The following is a 26,358-nucleotide window of genomic DNA, read 5'->3' as shown; positions in this document are numbered from 1 at the left end:
CCCAGTAGGCCAGACGTTATGGGTAACTCAGAATCCTTCTGCTGGAACCAACCGCCATGGAGCTGCTCCCAGGTCTGTCGCTTAGCAACTGTCGCAGCCTTCCGATCACTTAGGAAAATGCATTGTGGCGAATGTTATCCCACCGAGTTCAGGTGCATCCACGTGCGGCGAGAGCCACAGACCGTACATTCCATCAATAGCTCCGTGGCGTGTGCGTACCGCTCCAGCACCTCAATATGAGCGTGTAGCGTTTCCTCCCCGCAGATGGCACAGGGCAGCAATTCGGTAGCCTCTAGTTGTTCCTGCAGAAACTGTAGTTCATCGTCCTTCATTGGCAGCAAGGTAACTGTTAGAGGCGGGCTGTTTCGGACAATCTGTTGCTCGCCTCATTTTCCCAGCTGGCTGCTTCGTACTCGGCTTCAATACGTAGATTTATTGGCTGTTCTGGGGTTAAATGCGGAATGGATGGAAGCCTACCGTTCTAGGCCCTCATTCTCACGGCTCGGCGCCGGTGACGTAGCCGTGCGCTGCGCTTCCTGCAAACTGCGTCCGGCGCCCCGTAGGATGGCGGCCTCCTCGGCTAATGCCGGTATCTTCTCGGCTCTGGTTAATGCCTCGGCCACTGCCTGCAAGTTGGCCCCGCCCAGGTAGTTCAGCTTCTCCACGTTTTTTGCCGTCCGCAATAAAGTATCGGCCGGGCCGGGGTATCCCTGCTCGTCGAGTCCTTCGCTTAGCTGTTTGGCCGCCCGCCCGAACGTTGCCGTCAACGAAGGATGGGACTGCTGGGTGGTTATACCCGGCGCAGCTGCTACAGCTACGGTTTGGGCCGGTGGCTGCAGAGCTGCCAGCGCAGCCCCGAAGCGAGCGGCCTCTCGCTGCGAGTCCGGGTCCTGAAAGCGTTTGTCCTCTCTCACCTCCTGCAGCAGCTGGTGCAGATAAGGCGCGTGCTGGTTCAGGCTTGCCTGGGGGTCGCGGTCAATATCAAGCACCTGAACTAGCAGCGCATCAGCGCGATGATTGCGGCGGTAGTCGACGCCGGCCACGAGCTGCTGCATAGCGGGCGCCGCGGCCACCAGCTCATGCAGCTGCTCAATTTGCCGGACGGCGGGCGTGGGCCCTTCCGTCAGTGGGCGGGCCTGACTGGGATGGCGGGCTGCTTCGGCTTCCGGTCCGGGCAAGGGCGTCGTGTTGCGGGCAAACAAGTCGCGCAGGGCCTGCAGGTCCAGCTCCTTGTGCCCGGCCCCGTGCAGGCTCACGATGCCCTGATCCCGGGCGGGGTTGAGCTTTTCATGCTCGCGGTTGAAGTCGACCTGGTAGCCGGCCTGGTAAGCTATTTCAGCGAAGGTGGCCTGAAGCGTGCGGCCGTTGCCCTCGCGGAAGGCGTGCACGTGGTTGTAGTGGTCGAAGTAATAAGCGGCCCGCTCAGCAAAGGTCTCGGGCGTAGGCAGGCCCTTCAGGTTATTTTCAAGCTTGAGCTGCTCGCCCAGCGCGTTCAGCCGCTGGTCGATGCGCTCAAAGGGCGCAAAGTGCATGGGCACGGCGGTGGTGCCCGGCAGGTCGGCCGCCTTCACTCCCTGGAAACCGGCTTCCCGGCGGGTTTGGCCGGCCCAATCAAACGTATCCTGAAACAGGTGCTGGTGCACGGCCCGTAGGCGCGGGGCGTCAAAGGTTGCGCCCTGGGGGCCGAACTGCCCCGAAGCCAGCTCCTGCAGGCGGCTGAGGGAGTAGCGTTTGGCGGCCGCATCCAGCTCGGCGGCATCCCGGAGGCCGAGCTTGTTTAGCAGCACCCCCGTCACAGGGTCGGTAAATTTGTCAGCCATACCGGTAAATACGCGGCCCACGCCTTTTCCTGCCTGGCCCGCCGGCGTTGCTCAACCAGGGCACGAAACAACAGGAAGCCTTCAACTGGTTTACAGGCTATTGGCTTTGGAAGCGCTGCTGCGCGCCAGCTCCTGCTGCCGGTGCGCCTCGGTCCGGAGTCGAATCTGCTGCAGGTCGATGGTGCCCGCGATATACTCATCGTGCAGCTGTTGCTGCCAGACCGGTACTTCGTAGGGTCCCTGGCTGCGGGTGATGCCCAGCGACTGGCTGATGATAAACTGCCGCTGCTCGCGGGTTTGCTCACGCGGGCCAAACTGGGGAGTCGGATAAGCAGGCGTTTCCATCATGCAAACTACGTATTTGGTCAGGATTATGGGTGTTAGGTAAACACCAGATCAGTTCTTATCGTGCCTTAAACTGCCCTTACAGCATGGGCTCATGGTCGGGCACCTGGCCTGGTTTGAGCGTGTTGGCATACTGCCCCACGATGCCGGCCACGTCCTCGCGGATAAGCTCAAAATTAGCCTGAATCACCGCTTGCTGGGCGCTAACCGGGCCCGTCATGGGGCTGCTCCCCGCCTGCCGCGCCGCGCGCCGCTGGCTTTGCCAGTCCTGGTCCCGCCCCTCCCCTGCCGGGGCCTCAGCCAGCACTGGCGCCGGCCCCCCCTCGAACGTAGCCAGCGGGTGCAACGGGTACCTGCCGGGCGCCGCCTGGCGCTCCACCTTCCCCTGAAAGAAAGGCTGCTCGGTTTCCACCGTCTGCCCGATGAACTCGCCCGTTTCGAGCGTGATGGTATCCTGCAGGCGCACCAGGTTGCGCTCCTGCCAGCTCACGCTCTGGCTGGCATTGCTGCCGGCGCCCCGGCTGCCCCCGCTCTGGCTGCGGCCCAGGCTGGCCGACACCATCTCCCGGTCCTCCTTGCCCACCAGCTCCGACACGAACTTAGCCGTTTCGAGGGAGTTGACCTTACCGAAAAACTGGTTGTTGAGGTTGCTCACCATTACCTGCATCTTGTCGCGCCCGTAGGCGTCAATCATCTGGCTTAAATCCTGGGTCATGTAAATCATAGCCACCTTGTTGCTGCGGGCCGTGGCTGGTATTACCTCCAGGTTGGGCACGTAGATGGTCGCGGCCTCATCGAGGAACACGTAGCTTGGGTGCTTGTGCTGCTGGTTCATGAGCTTCAGGGCCACGGCCACGATGCAGCTGATAACCGGCGAGAAGGTTTCCTTCAGCGTGGGGTCGTTGCCCACCACCAGCACCCTGGGAGCCTGCGGGTCATTCAGCTCCAGCGAAAACCCCTCCCCTCTCGCCTCATCCGGGGTGAGCACCCAGGCAATTTCCGGGGAGTTGATGCGCGTAAGCACAATCTGCAGGGAAGCGATGACGCCGGCCACCTGCTTTTCGGCCCGCTGCCTGACGGCCGTGGTGATGGAGCGCACCATGTCGCCGCACTCGGGGTCGGTGTCGAGCATGCTCAGCACGTGGGTAAAGTCCGGGTGCAGGGCCGTGTTGACCACGTGGGGCAAGGTGCAGAAGGCGGGAAAGTTCTTCTTGTAAAACCAGATGATGGCCGTCAGAAACGCGTTGGCGCTGGTGTCGAAGAAGTCCATCTTCTTGATGCTCTCCGGGTTCAGGTTGGCCATGATGGCGCGGGCGTACTCGTTGGCGTAGGCCACCACCGGCATCTTGTCGGCCCGCAGCGGGTTTACCCGCTCGCTGCGCTCCAGGTCCTTGAAGTTGATGATGTGCAGCTGCACTTCAGGCCTCCGCGGCCCCTCCCCTGCCGCCGCGGCTTTGGCATCGGCCAGCACAAACGCCTTCTGGGCCGCCTCCGCCAGTACCGGAAACTTGAAGTCGTAGATGAGCCCGGCAAAGCCCTTCTCGGTGAACTGCTCAATCAGGGGCTCCCCAATCGAGTACGACTTGCCCGCCCCGGCCCCGCCGAGCACCAGCGTACCGCGAAACGGGTTGGGAATGTTAATCCAGCCGCCATCCGTGGTAGTCAGGCTAAAGCCGTGCTCCGAGACCTGCTGCCGGCGCTCGGTGCGCAGGCCAAACCGCTCGGTTTTGTGCAGGGCCCGCGCGCTGCCGGCCGCCAGGCCCGCGCCCAGCACGAGCAGGGCGGCGGCGGGGTACAGCCAGCTAATCACGCCCGCTGAAAACGACGCCAGCGCCAGCAGCAACACCCCGCCCACCAGGCCCACGCCGGCGGCCCCCAGCTGAACGCGCCGCAGCTGAAGCTGCGTGGGCTGCCAGCGGCGCTGGCCGGGCCGGGCAGGCGGGGCTTTGAGCAGCAGCGCGAGCAACAGCCCGGCTACCAGCACCGCCCCGCGCACGACCAGGCCAAAGCGCTGGTAAAAGCTAACCAGGCCCGCCAGCAGGCGGCTGGTGATGGCAGCTCCCAGGCCGGCAGCGGGCCCGCCCGGGGCCGCCGCCTCGGCCCTGAATGCCGGATGGGACAGCAGGTAGTACTCGCCGGCGGCCAGCAATACCAACAGCAGGCCTAAGGCCACATACAGGCCGGTCAGGCGGTGGGTAGCCGGCTGCCGGGGCGCGCTCATCATGCTCATGCGGAAAGGGAATTAAGTGATTTGCTGATCGGGGGTTACAGCTCGGGCTCCCATTGCCGGCGCCCGCGCTGCTCCCCGATGTTCTGGGTAGTCACGCGGTCGGGGCCGCTGGCAGCGCGCAGGGCCTGCTGAAAGCTGTGCAGGGCCTGCCGCACCTGGTGGCCGGTGTTGGCCCGGGCGGGCTCCTCCCGGCCCGTGGCCAGCAGGTGATAGGCATTATCCAAGGGCTGCCCCTGCCGGGCGCGCCCCTCCAGCCGGCGGAGCCGGTCGTAGAAAATCTGGTCGTAGCCTCGCCCCTGCGCAATGCGCTGCACCCGCGCCACCTCCAGCCGCTGGCTTGGGTCCGCCTGCCGGTTTAGCTGCTCCACCCGCTCAGCAATGCGGGCATTCCGTCTGGGGTTGGGTTCCGGGATGGCCGGGGCTGCTCTTCGGCTGGGCGTTGGGCCCTGGTAGTGAAACTGACGCTCGAATAGCACCCGGGCCTCGTCCTGCCAGTCACGCAGGCTGAACCGGCTGACCCGACCGCCGGGGTTCAGGGTGACGCGCTGCGCTCTATCCCGGGCTGAAACAACGACGTGGATGTGGGCCTGCAGGCCGGGCCGCGCCTGCCCCGGTCGGGCCTCCCCGCCCCGCACGGCCGCGTCGGTGCCGCGGTGGGTGCGCTCGTGGTGAATGATGGCTCCCCACACCAGGTCATCCTTCCCCACGGCCCCACCGTCCCTGGGACGGAAGCCGGCGGCGTAGGCGGCCATCACCTCCCGCGTGTAGGCGCGCAGCTTCGCTTCATCGCCCCCGCCGATGTGCGCCAACTCTTCCGGGCTCGGGGAAAGCACTAAGGAATAAAACCTGGCCTCCCCGGTCCGCAGCCCCTTGACGTTGCCGTCCAGGGAAGCCAGCACCGTATCCCGGTCCAACAGGTCCTGCTGGCCATTGAAGAAGCGCGCCTCCTCACCATTTTTACGAGCCTCGTGGGTCAGGTAATTCAATGACTGGGCCGCACTCCCCTGGTTATGATAGGCTTTTTTACCGTTCGCTTTTGGGTTAAGTAGCTTGGCGTGCATGGCAGAAATTCTGATTTAACGCGTTTTCTTAAGCGCTTTAATGTCCAAAGCAGCCAGCCCGGCCGCTACAGCTTCGGCGATGCGCGCCTGGTTTTTCTGCTGTATTTTATGCAGTGCTTCCCCGCCTTCCGGGGCCAGTAAATTCTCTACCACGCGCAGCGTCTGCTCCTGCACTGCCTGCTGCCGCAGCTGAAAGCGCAGCATCTCCAGCAGCACGCCCCGCTCCTGCTCCTGCAGGTAAGAGAACACCCGGTCACCCAGCCGCTTCACCTCGGCCATAATGAGCTGGCCTTCCCGGGCCTGCGACTCCACCGGGTTCAGGCCGCGCTCCCCGAAGTAGCGAATGGCCGCATCGGCGTACTCCGTGCGGGTTAAACCCAACCGCGCCGACTCTGCCCCCACCAGGCGGTGGGCCGGCCCACTCACGGTAAGATGCTTGACAGCGGCGCTATTGGCGGGTTGAGGTGACGGGTTCTGGGGCTGGTTCAGCATACCAGGAATTTTAAGGTTTACTGCTTGACAGTCAATTGTTTAGGTTACCAGATTAACGAATATCAACTCTGTTGATATGTAACCCGCATTTAACCAGCGCGTTAGCGCGGTTAAATGCGGGTCTTCTTGCTAACTACCATACTAACTACCTTTAGATCTGCTGCTCCCTTCCGATGGTCCGGCTGGCTAAGCTGTATTGATTTACTAACCTCTCCATCAGCAACCCTTCCGGTTGTTAGAGTCTCACGGCGCCCGGGCAGAGCCACGCATGGAAGTCGTTCAGGGGGCTATCAGGATGGGAATAGCAGTCGTAGCAGAGCAAAAAGAGAGATTTCCTTATTTCTCAGGAAACAAAGAAATCCAGAAATAAAACCTGGCATCCTGGCTGCTTTACGCCCCGTATCCTGCTTTGTTTCTTAGGATTTTAGGAAATAAGTTTCTTGAGAACTTTTGCAGAATGTTTACTGAGCACCTTGTTTCTTGGTTTATTAGCTTCTTTAAATCTCTATTTTCTAAGAAATAAAGGTTGTTGGATATAAAGTTTATAAGAAATAAAGAAATCAGAAAATAAGTATCTTATTTTCTTAATAACTCATTTTCTCTATTTTACAGGAAATTAAGAAAACAGGAAATAGATATTTCATTTTCCCAATAAGGTATTTGCTTTATTTTCCAGGAAACAAAAAAACAAGTTTACAAGTAGCTTTGAAAATTGAGAAACAAGCTGCTTATTTTGCAAGCTGCTTGTTCGGCGGCTTTCCCATTAGTTCCCGACTTTATGAAAATCATTTGCGTGGCCAACCAGAAGGGCGGCATTGGTAAGAGTACTCTGATCACCGTGCTGGCGGGTGCGCTGGCCGCCGACTACGGCTACCGCGTGCTGGTAGTCGACGCCGACTCCCAGCAGACGCTGGCGGGGGTGCGCCTCACCAACGACCAGCCCAGCGTGGAGCTGGAGCGCCAGGCCGGTACGCTGGCCGAGCCCGCCTTTCCCTATGCTCTGGAATCCGTGGGCATGGGCCAGGTGTATGACCGGCTCGACGAAATCAGCGACGACTACGACGTGGTGTTTATTGACGTGCCGGGCCGCTCGGACGACACGGCCATGATTGACGTGCTCAGCGGCGCCAACGTGGTGCTAGTGCCGCTGGGGGCGTCGGATGCCGAACGGCTGGCCACGATTTCCTTTATGCAGCTGCTGCAGGAGATTTCCCGGCTCTCGCGGGAGCAGGGGCTGGACTTCCAGTTCTTCGGCGTGCATTCGCACCGTACCAACCTGAAGGAGGAAAAGGATATGGATGAATTCACCGACGCCCTGGGGCTGCCGCGCCTGCAGTCCTCGCTGCGCCAGCTGGGCTGCTACAAGCGCCTCTCCACCCGCTACAGCTACCTCAACCCGGCCTACCGCCGGGCCGTGGGGGCCGATGGCTCGGTGGAAACCGAAGTACGTGCCCTGTGCGACGAGCTGATTGCCCGGGCCCAACTCACCGCTGAACTCGTATCGTAATGGCCAAGATTCAACGCCTGAAAATCTCGACCGACGAGAAGATGTCCATGCTGCGCGGGCAGCCGGGGCACATGCCGGCCGCGCCCGCAGCAGCGGAGCCCGCTACTGCAGCTGCCCCGGCTCCGAAGCCCGCGCCCGTACCAGTCCCCGAACCAGCCCCGGTAGTTCCGCCGGTGGTAGAAGCTGCGGCTCCGGTGCCGACCCCGGTTGCCGCCGCGGTAGCCACCCCTAAGCCCGCTGCCCCCGCGCCGCCGGCAGCAAAGCGGGGGCGGGGTCGCCCGCCCAAAGCCGAATCACCCGCCGCCGAAGCGGCCCCGTCCGGGCTGCAGCCTTCGCTGATTCGCCTGGAAGGGGAGACGCAGCGGGCCGCGCTGGCTTACATCCACGAGGAGCTCATGTACCACAGCCGCCGGGTGTACCTGAAAGAGCTGGTCGACGAAGCGGTCAATTACTACCTGCAGCACGGCCCGCCCGCCAAAGGCCGGTAGGGGAGGAGGGAACCGTCCAGCGGCCAGCTACCAGCGCAGCTGCGAGCTCACTTCGGTAAAGGCGTCCTGCGCTTCCAGCTGCTGCTTTACCTCTTCGTAGGTGCCTACCCGTAGGGCGGCCACAAACTGCTGGGCGCCGCTAAGCATGCGGATGTACAGGCTCGGGTCCGATTGCCGGCTCAGACGGCGAAGCGCATCCAGGTAGGCTTCCCGGGCCCGGGTGGTGACGATAATCCGGCACTGGCCGGCGCTGACCAGCTCGGCGTTCATCATCAGGCGGGCCAGGCGGCCGTTGCCGTCATCGAAGGGGTGCACCTCGCTGATTAAAAACATCATGAACATGGCCCGGGCCAACGGGTCCGGCAGGCCCTGGTACAGGGCAAAGCCTTCGTGCAGGGTGCCTCGCACCAGCTCGGGCTCCACGAAGTTGGTCAGGCCGGCCTGGTTAGCGTATTCCTTCCACTGGCCGGGCCGCTTGTCGGGCCGCGCCTGCATGAGCTGGCCGTGGCGCCGCTGCAGCAGGGCCAGCAGCTCTTCCGCCGAGCGGGGCACGACGCGCATCCCGGCCGGATTGCTGCAGAGCTGGTACGTGCTCAGCACGTCTTGCGAATCAGCGTGCCGCCCGCCCACCGCCTGGCCCGTTTCCACCATCCGGTGCGCCTCGTCCACCTGGAAGACCGTGCCCTCGATGAAGTTGGAGAAGTAGGCCTCGAAAAACGCCACCGTGTAATATGCCGGTGCCACGGGGGCCGGGTCCACGCGCTCCGGCAGGGCCGTGGTGCGCAGCGCCCCCGCGAGCGTGGTAAACAAGGCCACCCGGCCGGCATCGAAGGGCAGCCCCCGGGCCCGGGCCCGCGCGACCGGCGAGGAAAGCACCTTAATCGAGTGGGTGGTGAGCAGGGCGCCCACAATGCGCTGCAGCGCGGCCAGCTCCTCGGGCCAGTTCAGGGCCGTGGCCACGTCGCGGGCCTGGTCGCGCAGGGCATTCAGGCCGGCTTCGCCCCGCACGCGCAGCACCATCTCCAGCCGCTCTTCCACGGTCTCGATGGGCAGGGCCTTGCTGATACCCCCCTGCGGACGCGGGCCGGCTGCAGGTTCTCCAGCAGCCCCCGGGCCTCCGAGGCGAAAAGGATGTCGCCTCCCCCAAAGGGGGCATCGCCGGGCTGGGGCCCGGGCCCTTCGAGCAGGTGCACTCTCAGGCCGGGCAGCTCGACGTTGCGCGTGTATTTATAGGTCAGAAACAGGTGCCCCTCGCTGGAGGGCTGGCCTTCGAGCTGGGAGCGGTGGCTGATGATGGCCCCCGGAAAAAGATGCTGGACAATGGGCAGCCAGTTCTTGCGCACCAATACGGCCGGGGGGGTGCTCAAATCCGGCGAGTAAATGCGGGGGGCTACTTCCCGCAGCTCCTGCCGCTGGCGCGCCTGCCGGATCCGGCGGTTTAGCGCCGGGTCCGACGTACCATACACCAGTAAGGGCCACTGTGCATTTTTTTCCATTAAGGGACTGCCGCAGGCTGATGATGTTAATTATTTGCTGTTAAAGCAACAATTTCGGCTTTTATTTTCGATTAACGAAGGTTTGGCACGATAAATTGGCAGACGCGTATACCATTGGTTACGCTTGCCTGCCAGCGGCGCCATGCATCAGCCCCTTCTATGCCCTTGGGCACCGACCTGCACCTCGGCCAGTACCACGGCGATAATGTCCTGCACGGGCTCGTCGAGCAGATCAGCCACGCGCAGCAGCTCGGCAATGGTGAGGGTGGAGGGGTCGGCCTCGCGCTGCTTGATGGTGCGGTAAGTCATGCGCAGGTGCTCCATCAGCTCGCGCTCGGTGAAGGTGAAGCGGCCGTGGCGCAGCAGGTCCGCAAAGCGGCGCGGCGGCTTGGCGTCATTGGGGGGCAGTGGGGGAGGGGAGGGCATAGGCAAGGAAAAAGTAAAGCAATAAGCCGGGGGCAAAGGAACGGTACCCCATCGCCCCCGGCCCCGCCCGGTACCGGGCGGGGCAACGAGATTAAGGGCTATTCCGGCGTTTGCTCCAGGGCCGTAAAGGGAGGGTTCTGCCGCGCCTCCCCGGCCAGGGTGCGCTCCTCCCATTCCGCTATCTGCCGCATGATGTTGGTCAGCCAGCGGCCCAGCCGGGCGGGGTCCGCCTCGGCCCGAATGCGGGCCGTAGCGGTGCGGCGCTGCTCGTCAGTGAAAGCGGGGTGCTCCATGAGGCGCGTAAGCTCACTGCGCTGGGCAGCAACCACGACCGTCGTGAGCGTGGGCTGCGTTTCCTGCCCCAGGGCAACGAGGGGCAAGGCAGGCAGCGCACGGGCAGGGGCGCCCTCGGGCTCCTCGCTTATCACCATGGCCACGGGGCTTGCGCGGGGCGGGGTCGGCTCCGGGGCGCCGGGCTCATTATCATCGCCGCCCGCGGTACCCAGGATAAACTCGGCGGCCCGCTGGGCGCGGCTGGCGGCCTGCACAACCAGCTTTTTGTCGCCGCGCAGCTGCTCCAGCCAGAACTGCAGGTAGGCGGCGGTGTTTTCCAGCGTGGCGCTGGGGTCCAGCCCGGCGTGGCCACAGAGAAAGGCGGCGCCCATCTCGGCCGTCAGCTCCTCGCGGGCGTAGCCGGCGCGGCCGCTCGGGCGCAGGGCCTCAGCCAGGTCGGGCCGGTCCAGGCGGCTGGGGTGGCCGGTGGCGTGGGTCAGCTCGTGAAACAGGGTCGAGTAGTAGGCCTCGCCGCTGGTGAAGGTTTCCGGGCGGGGCACGTTTACAAAGTCGGGGCCGGGGGCATAGTAGGCTTGGCTGCCGCCGTGCTCAATGCGGGGGCAGGTAGCCCAGTTTGCTACCAGGGCTTCGGCAGCGGCCAGGGGCTCGTGGTTCCGGTCCTGGGGCTGTTCGGGCAGGATGATGTCAACGCCTTCCACATCATCCACCGAAAAGACGGTGTAGTACTTGATAAAGGGCGTTTTTTCCTCCTCCCCGGTTTGCTGGTCGGTGCGGGTCGTGACGTTGTAGTAAATCACGGGCATACCCTTGGCCCCCTTGCGGATGTTGCCGCCCAGCTCCCGCGCCTGCCGAAACGTGAGAAAGAACGGCGTACCGCCGACCAGGTGCAGCAAAAAAGCATTAATGCCGGTATAGGCCCGCCCGCTGACGTAGTTGCGGGGCAAGCCGTAGGCGGCATGCCAGGGCTTGCGCCAGGCAATCTGGCCGGCTTCGAGCGCGGCAATTACCCGGTCGGTCACAAGCTGGTACACGTCGGGGCGGGTGGTCGTGTGGGCGGCGGGGCTGGCTTGCTTTTTCATCGCTAAGTAGAGGCTAAGTGACTGATTTAAAAACCGTTTCCTTACTTATTAAACGCAAAAACAAGCTTTATTGTTGCTAAAATGAAAACGAATTACTGTAATTACGGGCATTATTTCGCCTCCCCAAACCATTTCTTCCCCACTGCCCCTGGCGCCTGGTTCGCCCACCCCCCCACCCAAAAGGGCCGGTCACAAAAGAGCCCGCCAGGTCTGCTGGCGGGCTCTTTCACCACTTCGAAGAGCAGACTACTCAGGCTGGCTGAGTTCCTGCTTTAGACATTCCAGCAGGCTCGCCCGGGATGCTTCCCCGATTTGAATCAGGGGTGCTCCGTCGTTGAGGTAGAACAAGACCGGATTGGCCTTGGTAACGGCCTGGCTCCAGGCGTCCTCGGGAGGTCCGCGGGCAGGTGCAGCAGCGGCTGATACTCGTCACGGATGAGCTGCAGAATAAGGCCTTGCATGACGGGGCAAAAACTAGAATAAGGACGGTGACCGGTAGCTATCATAACAGGGGTAATGGCGTGTAAGGGGATTCAATGAGGCCTTCGGGCTGCCGCTACGGCGGAGGAAGGCATAGGCAGCCCAACCCGTCGGCTGTCAGCCAGCCGATGGCAGCCGCAGCAGCTGCGGGGGATGTTTACCAGAAAGTTGGATTAGCCTCGATGAGGACCCACGAACAGGGCCGGGCGCTCGGAAATAGGCAGCGGCCGCCGGGCAGCGGCTGCCAGGGTCCGGCCGGCTTGCGGCAGGTCAGACGGCGCGTAAGTAGATGTAAACCCTGTATTCGCCAGCATGGTGAGCAGCTTGCTATGCCCGCAAAACTAAAGAATCAGACCATATTTCCGGGGTATTTCCTTGACCGGTCGACAACTTGCTATCGCTCGGGTCCGGCGGTGCGCTCAACCAGGGCAGCGGCCCCTAGGCCGCTCGGCGCGAGCCGGTGCCGCTCGGCCCGGTCGCTGGCATGTTCGTGCAGCTGCGCGCCGGGCCGGCGGGCCACGTCATCGAGCGCGGCACTGACGCGCGCCAGGTTCGGCTGGTCGAGGCGGTAGCTGACGACCAGCTCGCTGTGGCGCTGGTGGGTGGCCGGATCGGTGGCAGTCAGCAGGGTGCCCGTGTTCAGGCCGGCCTCGCGCAGCTGCTCGGCCACGGCTTCGGCCCGGCCGGTGCTGCCCGGCCGGGGCTCGGGCTCGTCGATGCGGATAAGGGCGGTTTTGGTCACTTCCTGGGGCGGGGCGGCCGCGGCCAGTTCCCGGCGCTCGGCCTGCTCGCCGGCATCTTCGCGCAGCGTTACCAGGGGAGACTTCGCCAGCGCGTCCAGCGTCTGGCTGAGCTGGCGCAGCCCACCGGGGGTGGCGTGGGGATGGTAGCGTACCTCCAGCTCGGTGCGCAGCTGGCCGCTGGCCGGGTCCGTTTCGGCTCGTAGCGCCACGTCGGCGCCGGCCTTGCGCAGCAGCTCGAGCATCTGCCGGGCCTGGCTGGGCGTGGCCTCGTCGGCGGGGCCTGGTTCGGTTACCGTCAGCTGCACGACGCGCTGCAGGGCCGGGTCCCCGGTAGCCAGGGCCACGGCCAGCAGCGCGGCGTCACGCTGCTGGTCTGCTTCCGGGCGCTGGGCATCCGGGCGCTGGTGCTCCCTGGCCAGCTCGTCGGCGCGGGCCTGCCAGGCCACCTGCTCGCGGGTGAGGCCCTGGCTCAGCAGCTCCAGGTCCCGGTTAAAGTCCTTGCTGATGGCGTATTCGGTGCGGATGAAGTTTTCAGGTTGCCGGCCGGGCTCAGCAGGTTGTCGCTCCAGCTGTCCGCGCTGCCTTTCGCGCTGGGCGTGCAGGGTGCGCGCCAAATCCTCGAGGGCGTGGCTGTCGGCATTGGGCGTGACCAGTCGCACCACGGTTTCCTGCCGGCTGGCCCGCTGCACTTCCAGGCGCAACGTTTCGTCAGCCGATGGCCGCAGCTGCTGCACCTGCGCGGTGAGTTGGGCTAAGTGCTCCGTGCCCTCAGCGCGGGTGGCGTGGTGAAACTCCACGCGCAGGGCCGTGTGGTACTTGCCGGCCGCCGTGGCGTGCCACTGCACCGGGCGGGGTGCCTCGTCGTAGGCCACGTGCCCGTCGGCCACCTCGCGGGCCCGGCGCGGGGCCTGCAGCTCATTGAGGTAATTGATATTAAAGCGCCGGCCGGCCGCGTCGTTGTCGTTGGCGAGTACCACTTTTTTGGGCTCCTGCTTGTCGATGAGCTTTTGAATCAGCTCCACCTGCCGCTCGGTGACGGTGCCGCTGGTAGCCACATAAATGGTGTTGGGCTGGCCCTCGGCGCCGCCGTGGTGCAGCTGGTGGTAGCTCATGGCATCCACCGGGCTTTCGGACACAACCAGGCGCTGCACCGGGGTTCCCGGCCCTTCGGTGGGGTGCGACACCCACACGCCCGTCTTGGGCAGCTGCAGCAGGTGCTTGTAGTCCTCGTTGCGCTGCTCCACGGTGGCAATGCCGTGCTCGTTGTAGAGCGGAAAAGCCGTGTTGCGGAAATTCCCCTGCTGGCTGGTGAATACCCGTCCCTGAAAGGCCGGGCTATCAATGGTCTCATCCGACAGGTGCCGGTGGTGCAGGTAGCTGCGGTCAGTCAGGGCGGCCTGGGTGCCCATCACGGCGGCCACGAGGCGGGCCCGCCGCTCGGCTTCGGTCTCCACTTCCGCTGGCTCGCCGGGATTGGGGGCGTAGGTGGGCGGTGGGGGAGAAGGGGCCGCCGGCCAACCCTGCTCGGGTTCGCCCAGGTACTGGCGCAGGGTCTGCCGCACCTGGCCCAGCGTCTGGTTTTCGCGGGTTTTCACGAAGTCAATGATGGAGCCGGAGTCCCGGTCATCCCCGGGGTTCAGGTAGACCTGGTGGTCCCCCTTGCGGGAGACGATGAGCATTTCCCCGTCTTTTTCCAGCTGGTGCCACTGACCGCGGGGGCCGGCCTTTTTCACGTCGTAGCCGTGGCGCCGGGTGGCGTAGTCCACCAGGTCGATGGATTGCTTGAAGCGGTCGAGCTCCTGGGGGTCGTTGTCGCGGAGGGAGGAAGTTGAGGCGGGCATAAGCAGGATAGCATAGGGTACACACCTGCCGCGCCCCGAGGGCAGGGGGCGTAGGCGGTAAACAATAAATGGGAAGGGGAGGGGCGCTAGCTGACCAGCTGCTCGTGGGCCGCCAGCTGCTCGCGCAGGGTGGAGAGCAGCGCGGCGTCGGCAAAGAGGTAGTGCTCGCAGAGCTGGCCGCCCACCGGCAGGCGCACCAGCTCGGTCTCGAAGCCGAACACGCGCAGGTGCTTTTGCACCAGGCGGTATTCCTCCCGCTGCAGGCTGCCCGTTTTCAGGCCCACGCTGGTGGTGTAGGGAAAGCCAAAGGCGGTGCAGGTGGCCCGCAGGCCCCCGTGGGGCAGGCTGCGCAGCCGCAGCTGCACGTAGCGGCGGGCCTCGTCGTAGGCGATGGCCAGCGCGGGGTCGGGCAGCTGGGGACCCAGGGCGGCCGGGGTAGTCGGGGATTTTGCCGGGCGGCGGGAAGCGACGGAAACAGGCATAGGGAAAAGAGCAACGTGGAGCGGTCAGGCTCCAAGGGCCTTTCCGCTAGTTAGGGGTGTTAGGCGACGCCGGAGCGTCAAAAGGCGGGTTATCGAACAGGTGAAGCTCGGCTTTGAAGCGGGCCAGATTTTCCAGGGAGGTGAACATGAAAAAGTGCCGGCGCGACTGGTGCACGATGATGCGCAGCAGCTCGGTGGGAAACTGGAAGTGGGCCATCAGGCGCTGCAGCAGCACGGCCTGGGTTTCCTCCTCCAGCTTCTTGATTTCAATCAGCCGGGCGTAGTTGAACTTGTGCTCCTGGGCCCAGGGCTTAAGCTGCCCGTGCAGCATGGCATTGAGGCGGTGGCGGATATAGCGCAGAACGGTAGCATATGAGACAATTAAAGCGGGGTCCGGGAAGCCCGCATTTACTGGTTCCGGTGGAGCAGTAGGAGGTAAGATCGGCGTCGCAGTAGACATCAGAGCAGATAGGTGTGTGACGCAAGGTAACAAACCCGTCGGCCGCGTGCACTACCAGATTGCTGTTGGTACATGATTCTGCATGCCCTGCCCGCAAATCCGGCGGAAACACCTGCGTAGCTTCCGCAAAACTCCTCCTAAAGCAGAACTTATACGGAAGTGCTCCGTATAGTTGCCGCAAATGCTCACAAAAAACTTCGACCCGCCGGCTTGAAATCGATGCTCTGGTTGCTGCTCTTTCTGCTGCTCTCGGCCCTGGGCCTACTTTGGTGGCGCTTTGCCATGCCCGCGGGTCCCGGGGCCGCGGTGGCGCCGCCGGTGCTCAGCGGCAACCATCCCTCCCTGCGCACCCGCCACTATCGCCTGGCTGATTTCCACCCGGCGCCCCTGGTGGTGCCGCCGGGGCCGGACCCCGCTCCCGTCCCGGAGCCGCCGGCCATCCGCCCGAAAGCAGCCCCGGCGCCGAAGCAGCCGGAGGAGCCCCCGACCCCGGCGCCCGAAGCCGGGCAGCTGCCGGAAGGGGCCCGGCACAACTACCTCACGGCGCCGGCCCCAACGGCCACCGACGAGCACAACCGCGGCGTGGAGCTCACCGCCGCCGAGCGCCGCGCCAAAATGCGCGCTTTGATGGGCACCGCCCTCGAAAACCGCCGCGCGGCGCCGGCCTCCGCCTGAAGATTACGCTGTCACCTATCTGCTTTTACACTCCATTCACCTACTTCCTTTTCCATGCAAACACCCTTGCTCACGCGCCTGCACCAGGGCGCCGCCCAGGCGGCAGCCCGCGGACTGCGCCTGCTCGCGGCAGGCCACACTTACCAACCTTCCCGCGCCGAACGCCTGGCCATGGCCCTGCTGCTTACCACTTCCCCGGCCCTGGTATTCGGCCAGGCCGGTGCCGGCGGCCGCGCCGTGGGGGCCCTGCGCAGCGTGCAGACCATTGTCATCAGCATCGTGCAGGTGCTCTTTATCATCGTGCTGGCCATCGGCCTGGTGCGCGTCGTGCAGAAGTTTATCAGCGGCGCGCCGGATGCGCTGGGCGCCCTGGGCTGGCTCATGGGGGGCGTCATCCTCTGGTTCGGCTTCAACTACTTCAAGCAGGACCTGGCCAGCGCCATGGGCGGGGGCGAAGGCGGCGTAACGCCCTAAGCAAACCGGCCCATGCGTTCCTACAAAAGCATCGAGCGCCCGGCCCAGGTGCTGGGCATGAACCTGCCGGACCTGGGGCTGGTGGTGGGTTTGTTTCTGGCCGCCGTGCTCCTGATCGGCGTCGCGGGGCTGGTCGTCACCGTCCCGCGCTTTCTCTACCTGCTGCTACTGATGGTGTTGGTCGTGCTGCTTTACGGCCTGCGCTACCTGGCCCGGCACCGGCCCCCGGGCTTTCTGCTCAGCTGGCTATCCTTTCACCGGCGGCAGCCGCGCCGCATTGCCCTGGGCCGCGCCCGGTCGGGGCCTTCGGCGGGCGGCGCTACCGCAATTCCCCCTTCGCATGAACATTCTCCCCGCTAAGGCCGCTGACCGCACCGCCGCCCGAACGGCAGATTTTGCGGACCTGCACCCGGCCTACGCCTACCAGGACGACAAGGTCATCTTCCGGGATGGCCGCGTGGGCGTCGGCTTCGTGCTCGAATGCCCCGAAATGGAAAGCTGGCAGGCCGAAGAGTTTGCTGCTCTCCAGTCGGCGCTGCTCGGGGCCCTGCGCACCCTGCCCGTGGGCACGGTGGTGCAGAAAACCGACCTCTACTACGACCGGCCCTTTCAGGGCCTGGGCGGCGAGAACCGCCCCGGCTACTTCGAGGGCAGGATGAACGCCCACTTTTCCGACCGGCTGGTGCTGTTTCACCGGGCCTACCTGTTCGTCTCGTTTGCGCCCTCGGACGAGACCAAACCGGTGCGGCCGAATGCTTTAAGTGCGCTGGTGAACCGCGCCGGCGAGAAGCTGGCCAAAAACCCGTTTGCCGGCGTGGTGCAGACCCTCGACGCGGCCGAGCGCCTGGCCACTGAGCTGCTGCAGAGCCTGCGCGGCCTCGGGGGCCTGGACTACCGCCGCCTGTACCAGGCCCAGCTGCCGCAGATCTACACCCAGTACTTCAACCTGGAGTTCGACCAGCAGCCCGCCGGCCTGACCCGCGAAATCAGCAACGTGCCGGGCGCCTTCTCCGTGGGCGAAAACCGCGTGAGCATCGTCTCGCTGGTGGGGCAGGGGAGTGAGGCTCACCCCGCCGTGCGCAACGGCTACGGGGTCACCTCGCCCATGCTCTACCCGCTCACGGCCTTTCTCTCCTGCCCGCACGTGCTCACGCAGGCCCTGCTGATTCAGGACTCCCGCGCCGAGCTCAAGAGCCTCGACAACGACAAGAAAATCAACAACTCCCTGTCCTTCCTGGCCACCCAGGACAACCACCTGCGGGCCGCCGAGATTGACGAGTTCACGGCCGAAGTGCGCTCGGCCGGCAAGCAGGTCGTGGGCCTGCACCTGTCCTGTCTGCTCTGGGACGTGGACGACCAGGCCCGGCGCGAGCACGTGGAAAAGACAATGGCCGCCTTCCGCTCCATCTTCGGGGCCGAGGCCGTGGTGGAAAGCTACCTGACCCTGCCCCTGTTCTTCGGTCTGGCGCCCGGCAACGCCTGGCAGGTGCCCGACCGCTGGCTGACCACCTCGGCCGACCGGGCCGCCTGCTACTTCCACTGGACCACTACCTACCGGCCCGAGCCCACCGGCGAGTACCTCTGCGACCGGCTGCGCAACCTGGTCAAGGTAAACCTGTTCAACACCGACCTGGACAACCAGAACGCCCTGGTCATCGGGCCCTCGGGCTCGGGCAAGAGCTACACCTTCGGCAACTTCATCGTGCAGCGCTACGAGCGCGGTGCCCGCCAGATTATCATCGACATCGGGGGCACCTACCGCAACGTGTTCCAGAGTTTGATGGGGCCGGACTTCGAGCACACCTACTTCGAGTACGACCCGCAGAACCCGATTGAGTTCAACCCCTTCCTGCTCCCGCGCGAGGGTGAAAACGGCCCCTGGCACTACTCCGACGAGAAGCTCAACTTCCACCTGGCCCTGCTGGCCGCGCTCTGGAAGGGCGGCAAGGACCGCGCCCTGAGCAAGAGTGAGCGCACCATCCTCTCGCGCTTTCTGACCGGCTACTACCACGACCTGAACCAGCACGAGCGGCTGGGCCAGTCGGACGAGGAGTTCCCGGGAATGGAAAGCTTTTATAAGTACGTGCAGCGCTTCGACCAGTGGATGCGGGCCGAGACGCCGGTGGCAAGTGAAGGAGAGACATCGGATGAGGGTGCCGCGGTGCTGGCCCTGCAGCGGGCCCAGTACCAGACCGACATGAAGTACATCGACATGCCCGAGTTCTTCCTCGTGCTGGGTGAGTTCGTGGCGGGCGGGCGCTACGCCAAAGTGCTCAACTCTACCCGCGAAGCCCAGCTCAGCCAGTACCCGCTCATCTGCTTTGACCTGGCGCGGGTGAAGACCGACCCCACGCTGTATCCGGTGGTGGCCATGCTCATCACCGAGCTGAGCCTGGATTTGTTCCGCCAGTTTCCCGACGCCGTGAAGTACATCGCCCTCGACGAAGCCTGGGCGCTGCTCTCGGGCGTGCTGGAGGAGTTTATCGTGTCGATGTACCGCACCATCCGCAAGACCAACGGCTCCATTACCATCATCACCCAGGGCATCCAGGAAATCATCGACTCGCCCATCGGCTACACGCTGATTGACAACTCCTCCACCAAAATCATCCTGCGCCACGCCAACGAGGCCTCGCTCACCCGCCTGCAGGCGCCGCTGGGCCTGACGGGCCACGAGATGGATTTGATTCGCTCGGTGCGCTCCACGGACTCCTTCCGGGAGTTCTTCATCAAGCAGGGCGCCCAGGCCAGGGTGTACGCCCTGGAAGCCTCGCCCCAGCTTGACGCGGTGCTGACCTCCCGGCCGGCCGAGCGCAATTACCTCAACCAGCTCGTGCGCCACTACCAGCGCCAGCGGCCGGTGGAAGTGCGCGACGCCATGGGCAACCTGGTGCGCGACGCCGAGGGCCGTCCCACCTACACCACTGTGACCGAGCAGCGGCTGGACTTTGCCGTCGACCAGTTCGTGGAAGAAAAGCAGAAGCGCAGGGGGGCGCTGCCGGCATGAGTGGCCCGCTGTTTCTACTCGTCGGCATGGACCTGGACACCGACTTTATCACGGCCGCCGACGGCGCCCTGCGCAAGGTGCTGCAGGCCTGCCAGCTCTACCTGATTCCGCCCTTCCTCTCCGTGGCGTTGCTTTACACCGTGGGCCGCGGCTACCTGCAGGGCGGGCAGCTGCGCATGGATTTCTCGCCCCTGCTCAAGGCCCTGTTCGTGTACTTCATCCTATTCTTCTACCGGGACTTCATGGATTTGATTGGCGGGGCTATTGGGGGCTTTTCCAGCCTGGTGGCGCCGGATGACCCTGGGTTTATTGCTCAGTCTTTACGCAGCCTCACTAACCCCGCTGGCTCGCCTGCTATTCAACCTGACCAAGCCACGAACACGGCCGGCTTCGTGAATGATCAGATTAGCAACATCTCCTCCACCTTCGACAAGCTGACCCGTTTCTCACTTATCAACCTGCTCACCGAATTATTTACCACCAGTACTGTGGCCCTGATTAGGCAGCTGCTGGTGATGATTCGCCAGTACATCGTCGCCTTTTTGTACGTGGGCGGCCCGATTGCCATTTGCCTTTCCGCCCTGCCGCCCTTCGCGCAGCTGGGTAAGCAGTGGCTGCAGAATTTTATGGCCGTGCAGTTCTGGTCCCTGACTTACTCGCTGCTGGATACCATCTACGCGAACTACGCCGGCACCCGGCCGGCGACGGGCAACGTGCTGCTTCCCACCGGCATGACCCCGGGTGATTACGCCAACGATGTAACCTACCTCATCAACTCCATCGGCTTCGTCATCCTCTACTGCATGGTGCCCTGGCTGACGAGCTTCCTCATCGGCTCCTCGGCCGTGCAGGGGTTCGTGGGCATGTTCGGCGGGGCGGTGGCCGGGGCTGCCGGTGCCGTGAGCAGCGTCGTGTTTCCCGGCGCCTACGGCGGGGGGGCCAGCGGCGCCCTGGGTCGCAAGCTGGGCTTCGGCCCCGACAAGGGAGGCAGCAGTTACGGTGGCGGCGCCAGCAGCGCGCCTTCGGGTTCTGCCTCGGCCGACCTTCCCACCATGTCCTCCGCCGATTCGGGCGCGCCCACGCGCCGTCGGCGCTAACCAATCAACGCTATGAAACAGCTTCTTTTCAGCCTGCTGGGTGCAGGCACACTATTGACGGGATGCCAGAGCGACAACGAAGCCGCCGCGGAAAAGCTGCAGCAGGTAGCCACCGCGGCCGCCAATTCCCCCGAAGCCAAAGCCCGGGAGGCCGCTTGGAGAATTGCTACAACTACACCACCGCAATTGGCTGCCGATAAGCCCCTTGATTTGCGCCCGGCCCTGGAGCAGCTACTACCCCAGGATGGTTACCTGCAGTTGGTGTCAGTTAAAGCAACGGGTGCAGCGCAGCCGGCTATCCTGCTGTTACCCATTCTGTGGCGCCCCATTAAAGGCAACTACCCCCCGATGGCTCCCGGCTACCGCCTGCCTTTCGAAGCCGTGCTCAAGTGGAAGCCGATGGGCTACGCCCCGGGAGAGAAAATTCCCGCCGCCATGGCACTGGACGGCCCGTGGGAACCCGACACCCTGAACACCTTTTCACTGCGCGAGCCGGAGGTGACTGTACCTGGCCAAGCGGGTACCGCGCCCATTCTGCTGAAGCCGGGGCAGGCCGTAACCGTGCGCGGGGTGGCCTACGCCTATGCCACTCCGCCGGCCGCCGGCCAGGCGCCCCGGCTGGTGCTGTACCCCTACCGGAACCCGCTGGGGCCACCGGACTCGCGCAAGATGGTCTACCTGCCGCTCTAGCCGTGGGCTGTGGGGCAAAAAAGCCAGGGCGGCGGAGCCCCTTCTCTTCTTCAACCTCTTTAACTCACTTATGAACTCTGTCCAAGACTTAAATAAGACCTTTATCACCATGCGCACCATGGCGCTGTCGGCCCTGGCCCTGCTGGGAGTGGTCACGGTGGCCGCCGGGGCGCTGCTCTACCGGGCCTACGAATCCACGGGCCAGCGCGTGTACGTGGTCAGTGATACCGGATCCTTCTCGGCCCAGATAGGCCGCGGCGGGGGCCACACGTCCTTCGAGGCCCGCAACCTGGTCAAGACCTTTCTGCTGACCATGTTCGGCCACGACCAGTACTCCTTCAAGCACAACCTCGACGCCGGCTTGCCCCTGATTGAGGAGCGCGGCGGGCGCTTTCTGTTCGAGAGCTTCCAGCGCGGGCAGGTGCTGCAGAACTACATCCGCTACGGTGCCCGCCAGGCCGTAACCGTGGACAGCATCCACCTGGACATGAACCACCGGCCCATTACCGGCCGCGCCTACATCAAGCAGACGGTGTTCATCGGCGACCAGCAAAGCCAGAGCAAGCCCCTGGGGGCCAAATTCGCCCTCGTTGAAACTGACCGCTCCGACGCCAACCCCTTTGGGCTGCTCATCACCGACTTCGACTTTATCGCCTACAACCCACCCGTCACGCAGGAAGAGAAAGACCAGCTGCGTGACCAGGAGCAGGCCCGGCAGCGCAAGCTGCGCGAAGAAGCCGAAGCCGCCGGGGTGCCCCTGACGCAACCGGCCCCCACGGCCCCTGCCCCCGCGGCTCAACCTGCTCAGTAAGTAAGCTACCTCTATCCTCTTCTTATGCGTTTTCCCTTCTCCTTTGCTTCCTGCGCGCTGCTGGCGCTCCTCCCCGGCACGTTACTAGCGCAGACTCTGGCTTCGACTGCCACCCGTCCTGCTGGGGTGCAGGCCCCGCATCCGGCGAACGTGGCGCCGAAAATGCAGCTGGAAATAGCCGTTTCTGACTCCTCCACGACCTACCTGGTCTTTCCCGGTCCGGTGTCCCTGGTCGACGTGGGGCAGGCCCCGCACTACCTGGTCAAGATTGAGAGCAATGCCGTGTTCGTGCGGGCCAGGCGCCGCAATCCGCCGCCCACGCCCATTCTGGTGCGCTACGGCTCGCGCTACTGGATGGGGCACCTGGTGTACACCGGCCGGCCGGTGCTGCAGCTCTACGACTTTCAGGATGGCGGTGCCCTGGGCGTGAGCGCCGGCGGCAAGGCCCGCAACGGGGCCGGCGTGGATGACGCGCTGGCCCTGGACCAGGGTCAGGAAAAGCGGGAGCTGGCCGAAGCGCGCCTGGCTAAGCTGGCCACCGCCAGGCACGCCGATACCAGCGGGCTGCGCACAGCCGACAACGACCTGGTGCTCTCGCTGGCCAACGTGCGCAACGACAAGGACTTCACTTACCTGCGCCTGAAGCTGCGCAACACCACGAGCATAGATTACGCCGTGGATTTCACCGACTTCGAGCTGGTGGAAAACTCGCGCAGGAAGTTTCTGGGCAAGAAGAAGAACGAGGCCCGCCGGCCCCTGGCGCCCGCAGGCGGGGCCGAAAGCCAGACCATCCCGGCCCGGGCCACGGGCTACCTGCTCTACGCCGTGCCGCTGTATGCGGCCACCGACCGGGGCCACCTCGAAATCACCCTGCGCGAGAAGTTCGGGGCCCGGGTGCTGGTGCTGAAGGTGCCGAGCAAAGTCATCAACACGGCTGCAGCCATTTAAAACATCTCACCATGTCCGAGCACAACATGCAGCCGGTGTATCCTGCCGGCGACAACTCCACTACCGAACCGCAGCCCGCGCCCGGTCCTGCTAATTCACCCACTACCCCAGCAACGCCTCGCCCCTCGGTGGGGGAGCTGGCCCGCCGGCACTGGCTTCCGCTGCTCGTCGGCATCGGCCTGCTGACGGCGGTAACGCTGTTTTTCTACGCCCGCTCCCTGTCGCAGGAAGTAGCGCAGCAGGCCAGCCCCGTGGCGGCTACCTCCCAAAATCTGGAGCCCACAATTGCGCCGGCCACGCCCGAAGCAGCCCCGGCGCCTACGGACGTGCTGGAGCAAAAGCAGGCCGCCGCGCGGCAAGCCGGGGCCCAGCTGCCGGGCACCGTTCCCACCCCCGACCAGCTGGCCGGCGGCATGGCCGTCGATACGGTGGGCCAAGCCGCCCTGCGGCGGCGCACGGCTCTGGCCTCGGCTGAGCGGCAGGCCCGGGCCGCCGCCAACCGCGCGGCCCTGCCGCCGCCCGACTCGACGGAGGTGACGGCGGTGGATGCGCAGACCGGTGCCTACCGGGCCGTGCGCATCCCGGTGGTGCAAACCGGGGGCCGAGGAGGCGGCTACGGAGCTGACCCGCGCTGGCACTTACGGGCCGGGGCCCGCCCGCGCACAGCGCCCGATGGGGTGCCCTATGAGCAGAACGAAGACGTGCTGGACATGCTGGACGCGGCTTCCCCGGCCTCCCGCATCTCGTACGAGCAGATGACGGGACGGCGCTACTTCGACCGGCGGGCGGCGTTGCGGGCCGGCGGAGCCGCTGCACCAGATAGTAATGGTGCTATGGCCTATGATGCCTTTGGCACCATCAAGGCGGGCTCCTACCGCTACGCCGCCGACAACGGGCAGGCGCAGCTGCTGCCCGATATTTTCTACAAGGCGGTGGTGAATGGCGAGCAGAAGATTCGCACGGGTTCCGTCGTGCTGCTGCGCCTGGTCGAGGACGCCGTTATCAGCGGGCAGACCTTTCCCAAAAACCTGGTGTTTGCCGGCGTGGCCAGCGTCGAATCCAACCACGTGGCCATCCGCATCAGCCGCCTGGGCCCCACGCGGGTGGCGGCCGACATCTACGACTACCACTACCTGCCCGGGCTCATGATTGACCCGCAAAAGCGCCAGCCCTTGCCGGCCGCCGACAATCCCCTCAACGATGCCCGCGCCATCGGGGCGCAGGAAGTAGGCCTGGCCATTGACCGCTCGGCCTCCGCGGCCAACTCCGTGGTAGGGGTGGGCGGGCGGGTTGCGGCGGCCATGGTGGGCCGGGCCTCCACGCCGCGCCAGAAGCTGCGCGACGTGCGCCTGCCCGACGGCTACCCCGTGCTCATTACCACCGGCGCGACCGATGCCAGCGCGCCGACGGCCAACAACTAAGTATCACTTCACTGTCCAAGCCATGAAAAGGATTGCCTTTGCCCTCGCGCTGGCTCTTGGGGTCAGCACTGTTCCGTACCTCGCTTCCGCGCAGATGGTCGTCAACGACCCCGTGCACATGGGCGTGCACATCGGTCAGTTTGCCAAGCAGCTCAAGCAGTGGACCGAGACCATTAAGAACTACCAGGTAATCAAGGATGCCCGGCAGATTGCCGGCGTCACCCGCGACATCACCGGCCAGGTCAAGGAGCTTACCTACGAGGGGCTGGAGCTGCAGCGCCAGATTCAGGCCGACCTGCGCAAAGTAGAATCGGTAAAGGATTTGCGCTACGCCAACCCCCTGGAGCTTTTCGGCCGGGCCATGGCTATGAACACCCGTTCCCAGCCCGACTACATGCCACCAGTAAACAAGGCCCGGCGGTTACGCCAGGCGCTGCAGGGCCGCACCGAGCAGGACGTGGAAACGGTGTACCAGGCTTTCTCCGGGCTGGATATTGGTCGTGATGGGGCCCAGTCCTTCACCTACCGCGACTATAAAAACATGCGACAGGAAGCCTTTGCGTCGGCGTATGCTTACGAGGAGGTGCTTAAGAAGAAGAACGTTGAAACGGCCTTTAACTATCAGAAGATTGCCGATGAGATGACGGCGCAAAGCGTCGAGCTCATGGCCACGCTTAAAAACCCCGGTCGCTACTCCATGACCGAAGCCGAGCGCCTGCGGGCCATGGGGCAGGCAAATGACAACATGGTTAAGGCCCTGCAGCTTCGGGAGGAAGCTGATAGGTTGATTCACGAAGCCAGCATGCCTGGACCAGCTCGACAGGCTGTAGAGGGGGCATATCGGGACCAGTTGCTGCAGAATCAGCTACTTAAGAGTATCAGTCAGTCAGGAAGATTTTAACATGCGCTACCCATAGCTCTCGGGATTCTATAATGGCAGATGGCGAGGGCGACAGCCTGGATGTAAAACGCGGTTTAGGGAGTTTATAAGGCCGATTTATCGGACCTTATTCTGTGTTCAGAAGCTTGATTCGTATTGCTATCACCCAGATAGCCCCCTTACTGAGGATCGCGCCTATTTCGCTGCTCGCACCTGCATTTCTGCCCCGGTACCCGACAGCCACACGTCGCCTCCCGACGAGAAGGCGTATGGTTTGACCTTATAATCAACCGGTAGCGCTTCTTCTTGCCACTGCCGCCCGCCATCTGCGCTGTGATAAAACCGATACTCGTTGTGATGGGTGCTTAGTTCCGCGATCAGGACAAATACCTCTTGCTTCCGTACTTGCACCCATTCTCCTAAGGCCGTCGGGCGTCTAGAGCCAAACCGGTGCACCATTGAGAAGCGGTGGGTTCTGGCGTCCCGCTTCATCAGGCGGACCTGTCCGGTAGAATCATTGGCCAAAAACCAGAGATTGCCCTGGGCATCACTGCTTACTACATCGGTGCGAAATCCGGGTAGCTCTTCGCATTGGGGCGGTTGCCCAGTGTGCTCCACGTGCGCCAAGTGGGTAGCATATACCGGCGAAGTGGAAGACGTAAGCAGAAAGGCGGCACCCCCCTGTGGCAGGACCACGCCATCCCTAACCCCAGGTAATGGGTGCTTTAGGGGAGACCACGTACGGCCCCCATCAGCCGTGAGCAGGACGGCCCGGCGGTGTCGTTGACCGGGCACATTCACGATCGCATATCCTTGTTCGACGGAGGGGAACATAATCTTAGTAATCAGGCCCGCAACACCGCCGCGCTTGTGCCAGCTACGCCCTTCATCGCTCGAGAAGTATACATACGAGGAATCGTTCGTCACACTAGCGTGAACGTTAACCGCATACACCTGCGGCCCTACGGAACAGGCATAGATAAAGCGGCCCTTGCCCACTAGCTGCCGAGTCCAGGACTGGCCACCATCGGTGGTGCGGCAAATCAGGGCAGTAGTAACCTTCCCCTTTCCAGCCAATAGATCCTGTTCCCGAAGGAAACTGCCGAATCCT

At 64.0% G+C, this 26,358-nt stretch carries 24 protein-coding genes; 12 read left to right on the top strand and 12 right to left on the bottom strand.

The genetic code is table 11. The features are described from left to right. Nucleotides 1–473: 473 nt before the first annotated feature. The 5 genes from PK28_RS19315 to PK28_RS17300 form a co-directional block, all read right to left on the bottom strand. A complete protein-coding gene (locus PK28_RS19315) occupies nt 474–1,820 on the bottom strand; it encodes a Fic/DOC family protein (protein WP_156126545.1) in 1,347 nt (448 codons plus the stop codon). 90 nt (nt 1,821–1,910) lie between these two features. Further along, entirely contained in the window at nt 1,911–2,168 is a 258-nt protein-coding gene (locus PK28_RS17315) for a hypothetical protein (RefSeq protein ID WP_156126543.1), read from the bottom strand. Between the two features lie 76 nt (nt 2,169–2,244). Continuing rightward, entirely contained in the window at nt 2,245–4,395 is a 2,151-nt protein-coding gene (locus tag PK28_RS17310) for a type IV secretory system conjugative DNA transfer family protein (RefSeq protein WP_048826525.1), read from the bottom strand. A 35-nt stretch (nt 4,396–4,430) separates the two neighbouring features. Further along, nucleotides 4,431–5,456: a DUF5712 family protein gene (locus tag PK28_RS19310; RefSeq protein WP_048826523.1), complete on the bottom strand. Its 1,026-nt coding sequence runs from the start codon at nt 5,454–5,456 to the stop codon at nt 4,431–4,433. Nucleotides 5,457–5,471: 15 nt separating this feature from the next. Further along, on the bottom strand, nt 5,472–5,948 hold the full coding sequence (locus PK28_RS17300; RefSeq protein ID WP_044517835.1) for a hypothetical protein: 477 nt from the start codon (nt 5,946–5,948) through the stop codon (nt 5,472–5,474). A 778-nt stretch (nt 5,949–6,726) separates the two neighbouring features. Between PK28_RS17300 and PK28_RS17295 the strand changes: the two genes are divergently transcribed. Both PK28_RS17295 and PK28_RS17290 read left to right on the top strand, forming a co-directional pair. After that, complete coding sequence (locus tag PK28_RS17295) at nt 6,727–7,455, top strand: ParA family protein (RefSeq protein ID WP_044517834.1); 729 nt, start codon at nt 6,727–6,729, stop codon at nt 7,453–7,455. Beyond that, a complete protein-coding gene (locus PK28_RS17290; RefSeq protein ID WP_044517832.1) occupies nt 7,455–7,943 on the top strand; it encodes a hypothetical protein in 489 nt (162 codons plus the stop codon). The genes PK28_RS17295 and PK28_RS17290 overlap by 1 nt, the downstream gene beginning before the upstream one ends. Before the next feature lie 27 nt (nt 7,944–7,970). On the opposite strand, the gene PK28_RS17285 is transcribed toward PK28_RS17290, so the two are convergent. The 7 genes from PK28_RS17285 to PK28_RS17260 form a co-directional block, all read right to left on the bottom strand. Next, entirely contained in the window at nt 7,971–8,981 is a 1,011-nt protein-coding gene (locus PK28_RS17285; protein WP_156126542.1) for a Fic family protein, read from the bottom strand. Next, a complete protein-coding gene (locus tag PK28_RS19305; RefSeq protein WP_048826520.1) occupies nt 8,930–9,439 on the bottom strand; it encodes a hypothetical protein in 510 nt (169 codons plus the stop codon). Before PK28_RS19305 ends, PK28_RS17285 begins: the two co-directional genes overlap by 52 nt. A gap of 147 nt (nt 9,440–9,586) precedes the next feature. Next, nucleotides 9,587–9,865 (bottom strand): hypothetical protein, encoded by a 279-nt coding sequence (locus PK28_RS17280; protein WP_044517829.1) that lies wholly within the window; start codon nt 9,863–9,865, stop codon nt 9,587–9,589. A 98-nt stretch (nt 9,866–9,963) separates the two neighbouring features. Beyond that, nucleotides 9,964–11,238 (bottom strand): ArdC family protein, encoded by a 1,275-nt coding sequence (locus tag PK28_RS17275; RefSeq protein ID WP_048826518.1) that lies wholly within the window; start codon nt 11,236–11,238, stop codon nt 9,964–9,966. A gap of 874 nt (nt 11,239–12,112) precedes the next feature. Then, a complete protein-coding gene (locus PK28_RS17270) occupies nt 12,113–14,302 on the bottom strand; it encodes a toprim domain-containing protein (RefSeq protein WP_044517826.1) in 2,190 nt (729 codons plus the stop codon). Nucleotides 14,303–14,388: 86 nt separating this feature from the next. After that, on the bottom strand, nt 14,389–14,784 hold the full coding sequence (locus PK28_RS17265; RefSeq protein WP_044517823.1) for a hypothetical protein: 396 nt from the start codon (nt 14,782–14,784) through the stop codon (nt 14,389–14,391). Nucleotides 14,785–14,830: 46 nt separating this feature from the next. Further along, complete coding sequence (locus PK28_RS17260) at nt 14,831–15,244, bottom strand: hypothetical protein (protein ID WP_156126540.1); 414 nt, start codon at nt 15,242–15,244, stop codon at nt 14,831–14,833. Between the two features lie 219 nt (nt 15,245–15,463). Here PK28_RS17260 and PK28_RS17255 point away from each other — a divergent pair, with 219 nt between their 5' ends. The 10 genes from PK28_RS17255 to PK28_RS19300 all read left to right on the top strand — a co-directional run bounded on the left by PK28_RS17255 (nt 15,464) and on the right by PK28_RS19300 (nt 25,268). Further along, nucleotides 15,464–15,919, top strand: coding sequence for a hypothetical protein (locus tag PK28_RS17255; protein ID WP_044517818.1), 456 nt, complete (start codon nt 15,464–15,466; stop codon nt 15,917–15,919). A gap of 54 nt (nt 15,920–15,973) precedes the next feature. Beyond that, nucleotides 15,974–16,393: a hypothetical protein gene (locus PK28_RS19635; RefSeq protein ID WP_052430616.1), complete on the top strand. Its 420-nt coding sequence runs from the start codon at nt 15,974–15,976 to the stop codon at nt 16,391–16,393. 12 nt (nt 16,394–16,405) lie between these two features. Further along, on the top strand, nt 16,406–16,753 hold the full coding sequence (locus PK28_RS17245) for a hypothetical protein (protein ID WP_048826515.1): 348 nt from the start codon (nt 16,406–16,408) through the stop codon (nt 16,751–16,753). After that, a complete protein-coding gene (locus PK28_RS17240) occupies nt 16,734–19,400 on the top strand; it encodes a VirB4 family type IV secretion system protein (RefSeq protein ID WP_044517815.1) in 2,667 nt (888 codons plus the stop codon). Before PK28_RS17245 ends, PK28_RS17240 begins: the two co-directional genes overlap by 20 nt. Next, nucleotides 19,397–20,497 carry a hypothetical protein gene (locus PK28_RS17235; RefSeq protein WP_197070527.1) on the top strand — a complete coding sequence of 367 codons (1,101 nt, stop codon included), beginning with the start codon at nt 19,397–19,399 and terminating at the stop codon, nt 20,495–20,497. The genes PK28_RS17240 and PK28_RS17235 overlap by 4 nt, the downstream gene beginning before the upstream one ends. A 12-nt stretch (nt 20,498–20,509) precedes the next feature. Beyond that, on the top strand, nt 20,510–21,187 hold the full coding sequence (locus tag PK28_RS17230; RefSeq protein ID WP_156126538.1) for a hypothetical protein: 678 nt from the start codon (nt 20,510–20,512) through the stop codon (nt 21,185–21,187). A 70-nt stretch (nt 21,188–21,257) separates the two neighbouring features. Continuing rightward, entirely contained in the window at nt 21,258–21,998 is a 741-nt protein-coding gene (locus tag PK28_RS17225) for a hypothetical protein (protein ID WP_048826513.1), read from the top strand. Between the two features lie 24 nt (nt 21,999–22,022). Then, nucleotides 22,023–22,946 carry a DUF4138 domain-containing protein gene (locus PK28_RS17220; RefSeq protein ID WP_044517809.1) on the top strand — a complete coding sequence of 308 codons (924 nt, stop codon included), beginning with the start codon at nt 22,023–22,025 and terminating at the stop codon, nt 22,944–22,946. Between the two features lie 11 nt (nt 22,947–22,957). Further along, nucleotides 22,958–24,367, top strand: coding sequence for a conjugative transposon protein TraM (traM, locus tag PK28_RS17215; protein WP_044517807.1), 1,410 nt, complete (start codon nt 22,958–22,960; stop codon nt 24,365–24,367). A gap of 22 nt (nt 24,368–24,389) precedes the next feature. Next, on the top strand, nt 24,390–25,268 hold the full coding sequence (locus PK28_RS19300; RefSeq protein WP_156126536.1) for a hypothetical protein: 879 nt from the start codon (nt 24,390–24,392) through the stop codon (nt 25,266–25,268). Nucleotides 25,269–26,358 lie beyond the last annotated feature (1,090 nt).

The sequence above is a fragment of the Hymenobacter sp. DG25B genome, assembly GCF_000801315.1.
Classification (GTDB): domain Bacteria; phylum Bacteroidota; class Bacteroidia; order Cytophagales; family Hymenobacteraceae; genus Hymenobacter.
This window is presented reverse-complemented; position numbering and strand designations above follow the sequence as displayed.

Bases quoted from the DNA above. Each gene is read 5' to 3' on its own strand.
- traM (WP_044517807.1), top strand. From the start codon at position 22,958: ATGTCCGAGCACAACATGCAGCCGGTGTATCCTGCCGGCGACAACTCC.
- PK28_RS17245 (WP_048826515.1), top strand. From the start codon at position 16,406: ATGCGTTCCTACAAAAGCATCGAGCGCCCGGCCCAGGTGCTGGGCATG.
- PK28_RS19310 (WP_048826523.1), bottom strand. From the start codon at position 5,456: ATGCACGCCAAGCTACTTAACCCAAAAGCGAACGGTAAAAAAGCCTAT.
- PK28_RS19315 (WP_156126545.1), bottom strand. From the start codon at position 1,820: ATGGCTGACAAATTTACCGACCCTGTGACGGGGGTGCTGCTAAACAAG.
- PK28_RS17265 (WP_044517823.1), bottom strand. From the start codon at position 14,784: ATGCCTGTTTCCGTCGCTTCCCGCCGCCCGGCAAAATCCCCGACTACC.
- PK28_RS19635 (WP_052430616.1), top strand. From the start codon at position 15,974: ATGCAAACACCCTTGCTCACGCGCCTGCACCAGGGCGCCGCCCAGGCG.
- PK28_RS17310 (WP_048826525.1), bottom strand. From the start codon at position 4,395: ATGAGCATGATGAGCGCGCCCCGGCAGCCGGCTACCCACCGCCTGACC.
- PK28_RS17315 (WP_156126543.1), bottom strand. From the start codon at position 2,168: ATGATGGAAACGCCTGCTTATCCGACTCCCCAGTTTGGCCCGCGTGAG.
- PK28_RS19300 (WP_156126536.1), top strand. From the start codon at position 24,390: ATGAAAAGGATTGCCTTTGCCCTCGCGCTGGCTCTTGGGGTCAGCACT.
- PK28_RS19305 (WP_048826520.1), bottom strand. From the start codon at position 9,439: ATGGAAAAAAATGCACAGTGGCCCTTACTGGTGTATGGTACGTCGGAC.
- PK28_RS17275 (WP_048826518.1), bottom strand. From the start codon at position 11,238: ATGAAAAAGCAAGCCAGCCCCGCCGCCCACACGACCACCCGCCCCGAC.
- PK28_RS17280 (WP_044517829.1), bottom strand. From the start codon at position 9,865: ATGCCCTCCCCTCCCCCACTGCCCCCCAATGACGCCAAGCCGCCGCGC.
- PK28_RS17230 (WP_156126538.1), top strand. From the start codon at position 20,510: ATGAAACAGCTTCTTTTCAGCCTGCTGGGTGCAGGCACACTATTGACG.
- PK28_RS17295 (WP_044517834.1), top strand. From the start codon at position 6,727: ATGAAAATCATTTGCGTGGCCAACCAGAAGGGCGGCATTGGTAAGAGT.
- PK28_RS17220 (WP_044517809.1), top strand. From the start codon at position 22,023: ATGCGTTTTCCCTTCTCCTTTGCTTCCTGCGCGCTGCTGGCGCTCCTC.
- PK28_RS17290 (WP_044517832.1), top strand. From the start codon at position 7,455: ATGGCCAAGATTCAACGCCTGAAAATCTCGACCGACGAGAAGATGTCC.
- PK28_RS17225 (WP_048826513.1), top strand. From the start codon at position 21,258: ATGAACTCTGTCCAAGACTTAAATAAGACCTTTATCACCATGCGCACC.
- PK28_RS17270 (WP_044517826.1), bottom strand. From the start codon at position 14,302: ATGCCCGCCTCAACTTCCTCCCTCCGCGACAACGACCCCCAGGAGCTC.
- PK28_RS17260 (WP_156126540.1), bottom strand. From the start codon at position 15,244: ATGTCTACTGCGACGCCGATCTTACCTCCTACTGCTCCACCGGAACCA.
- PK28_RS17235 (WP_197070527.1), top strand. From the start codon at position 19,397: ATGAGTGGCCCGCTGTTTCTACTCGTCGGCATGGACCTGGACACCGAC.
- PK28_RS17240 (WP_044517815.1), top strand. From the start codon at position 16,734: ATGAACATTCTCCCCGCTAAGGCCGCTGACCGCACCGCCGCCCGAACG.
- PK28_RS17300 (WP_044517835.1), bottom strand. From the start codon at position 5,948: ATGCTGAACCAGCCCCAGAACCCGTCACCTCAACCCGCCAATAGCGCC.
- PK28_RS17255 (WP_044517818.1), top strand. From the start codon at position 15,464: ATGCTCTGGTTGCTGCTCTTTCTGCTGCTCTCGGCCCTGGGCCTACTT.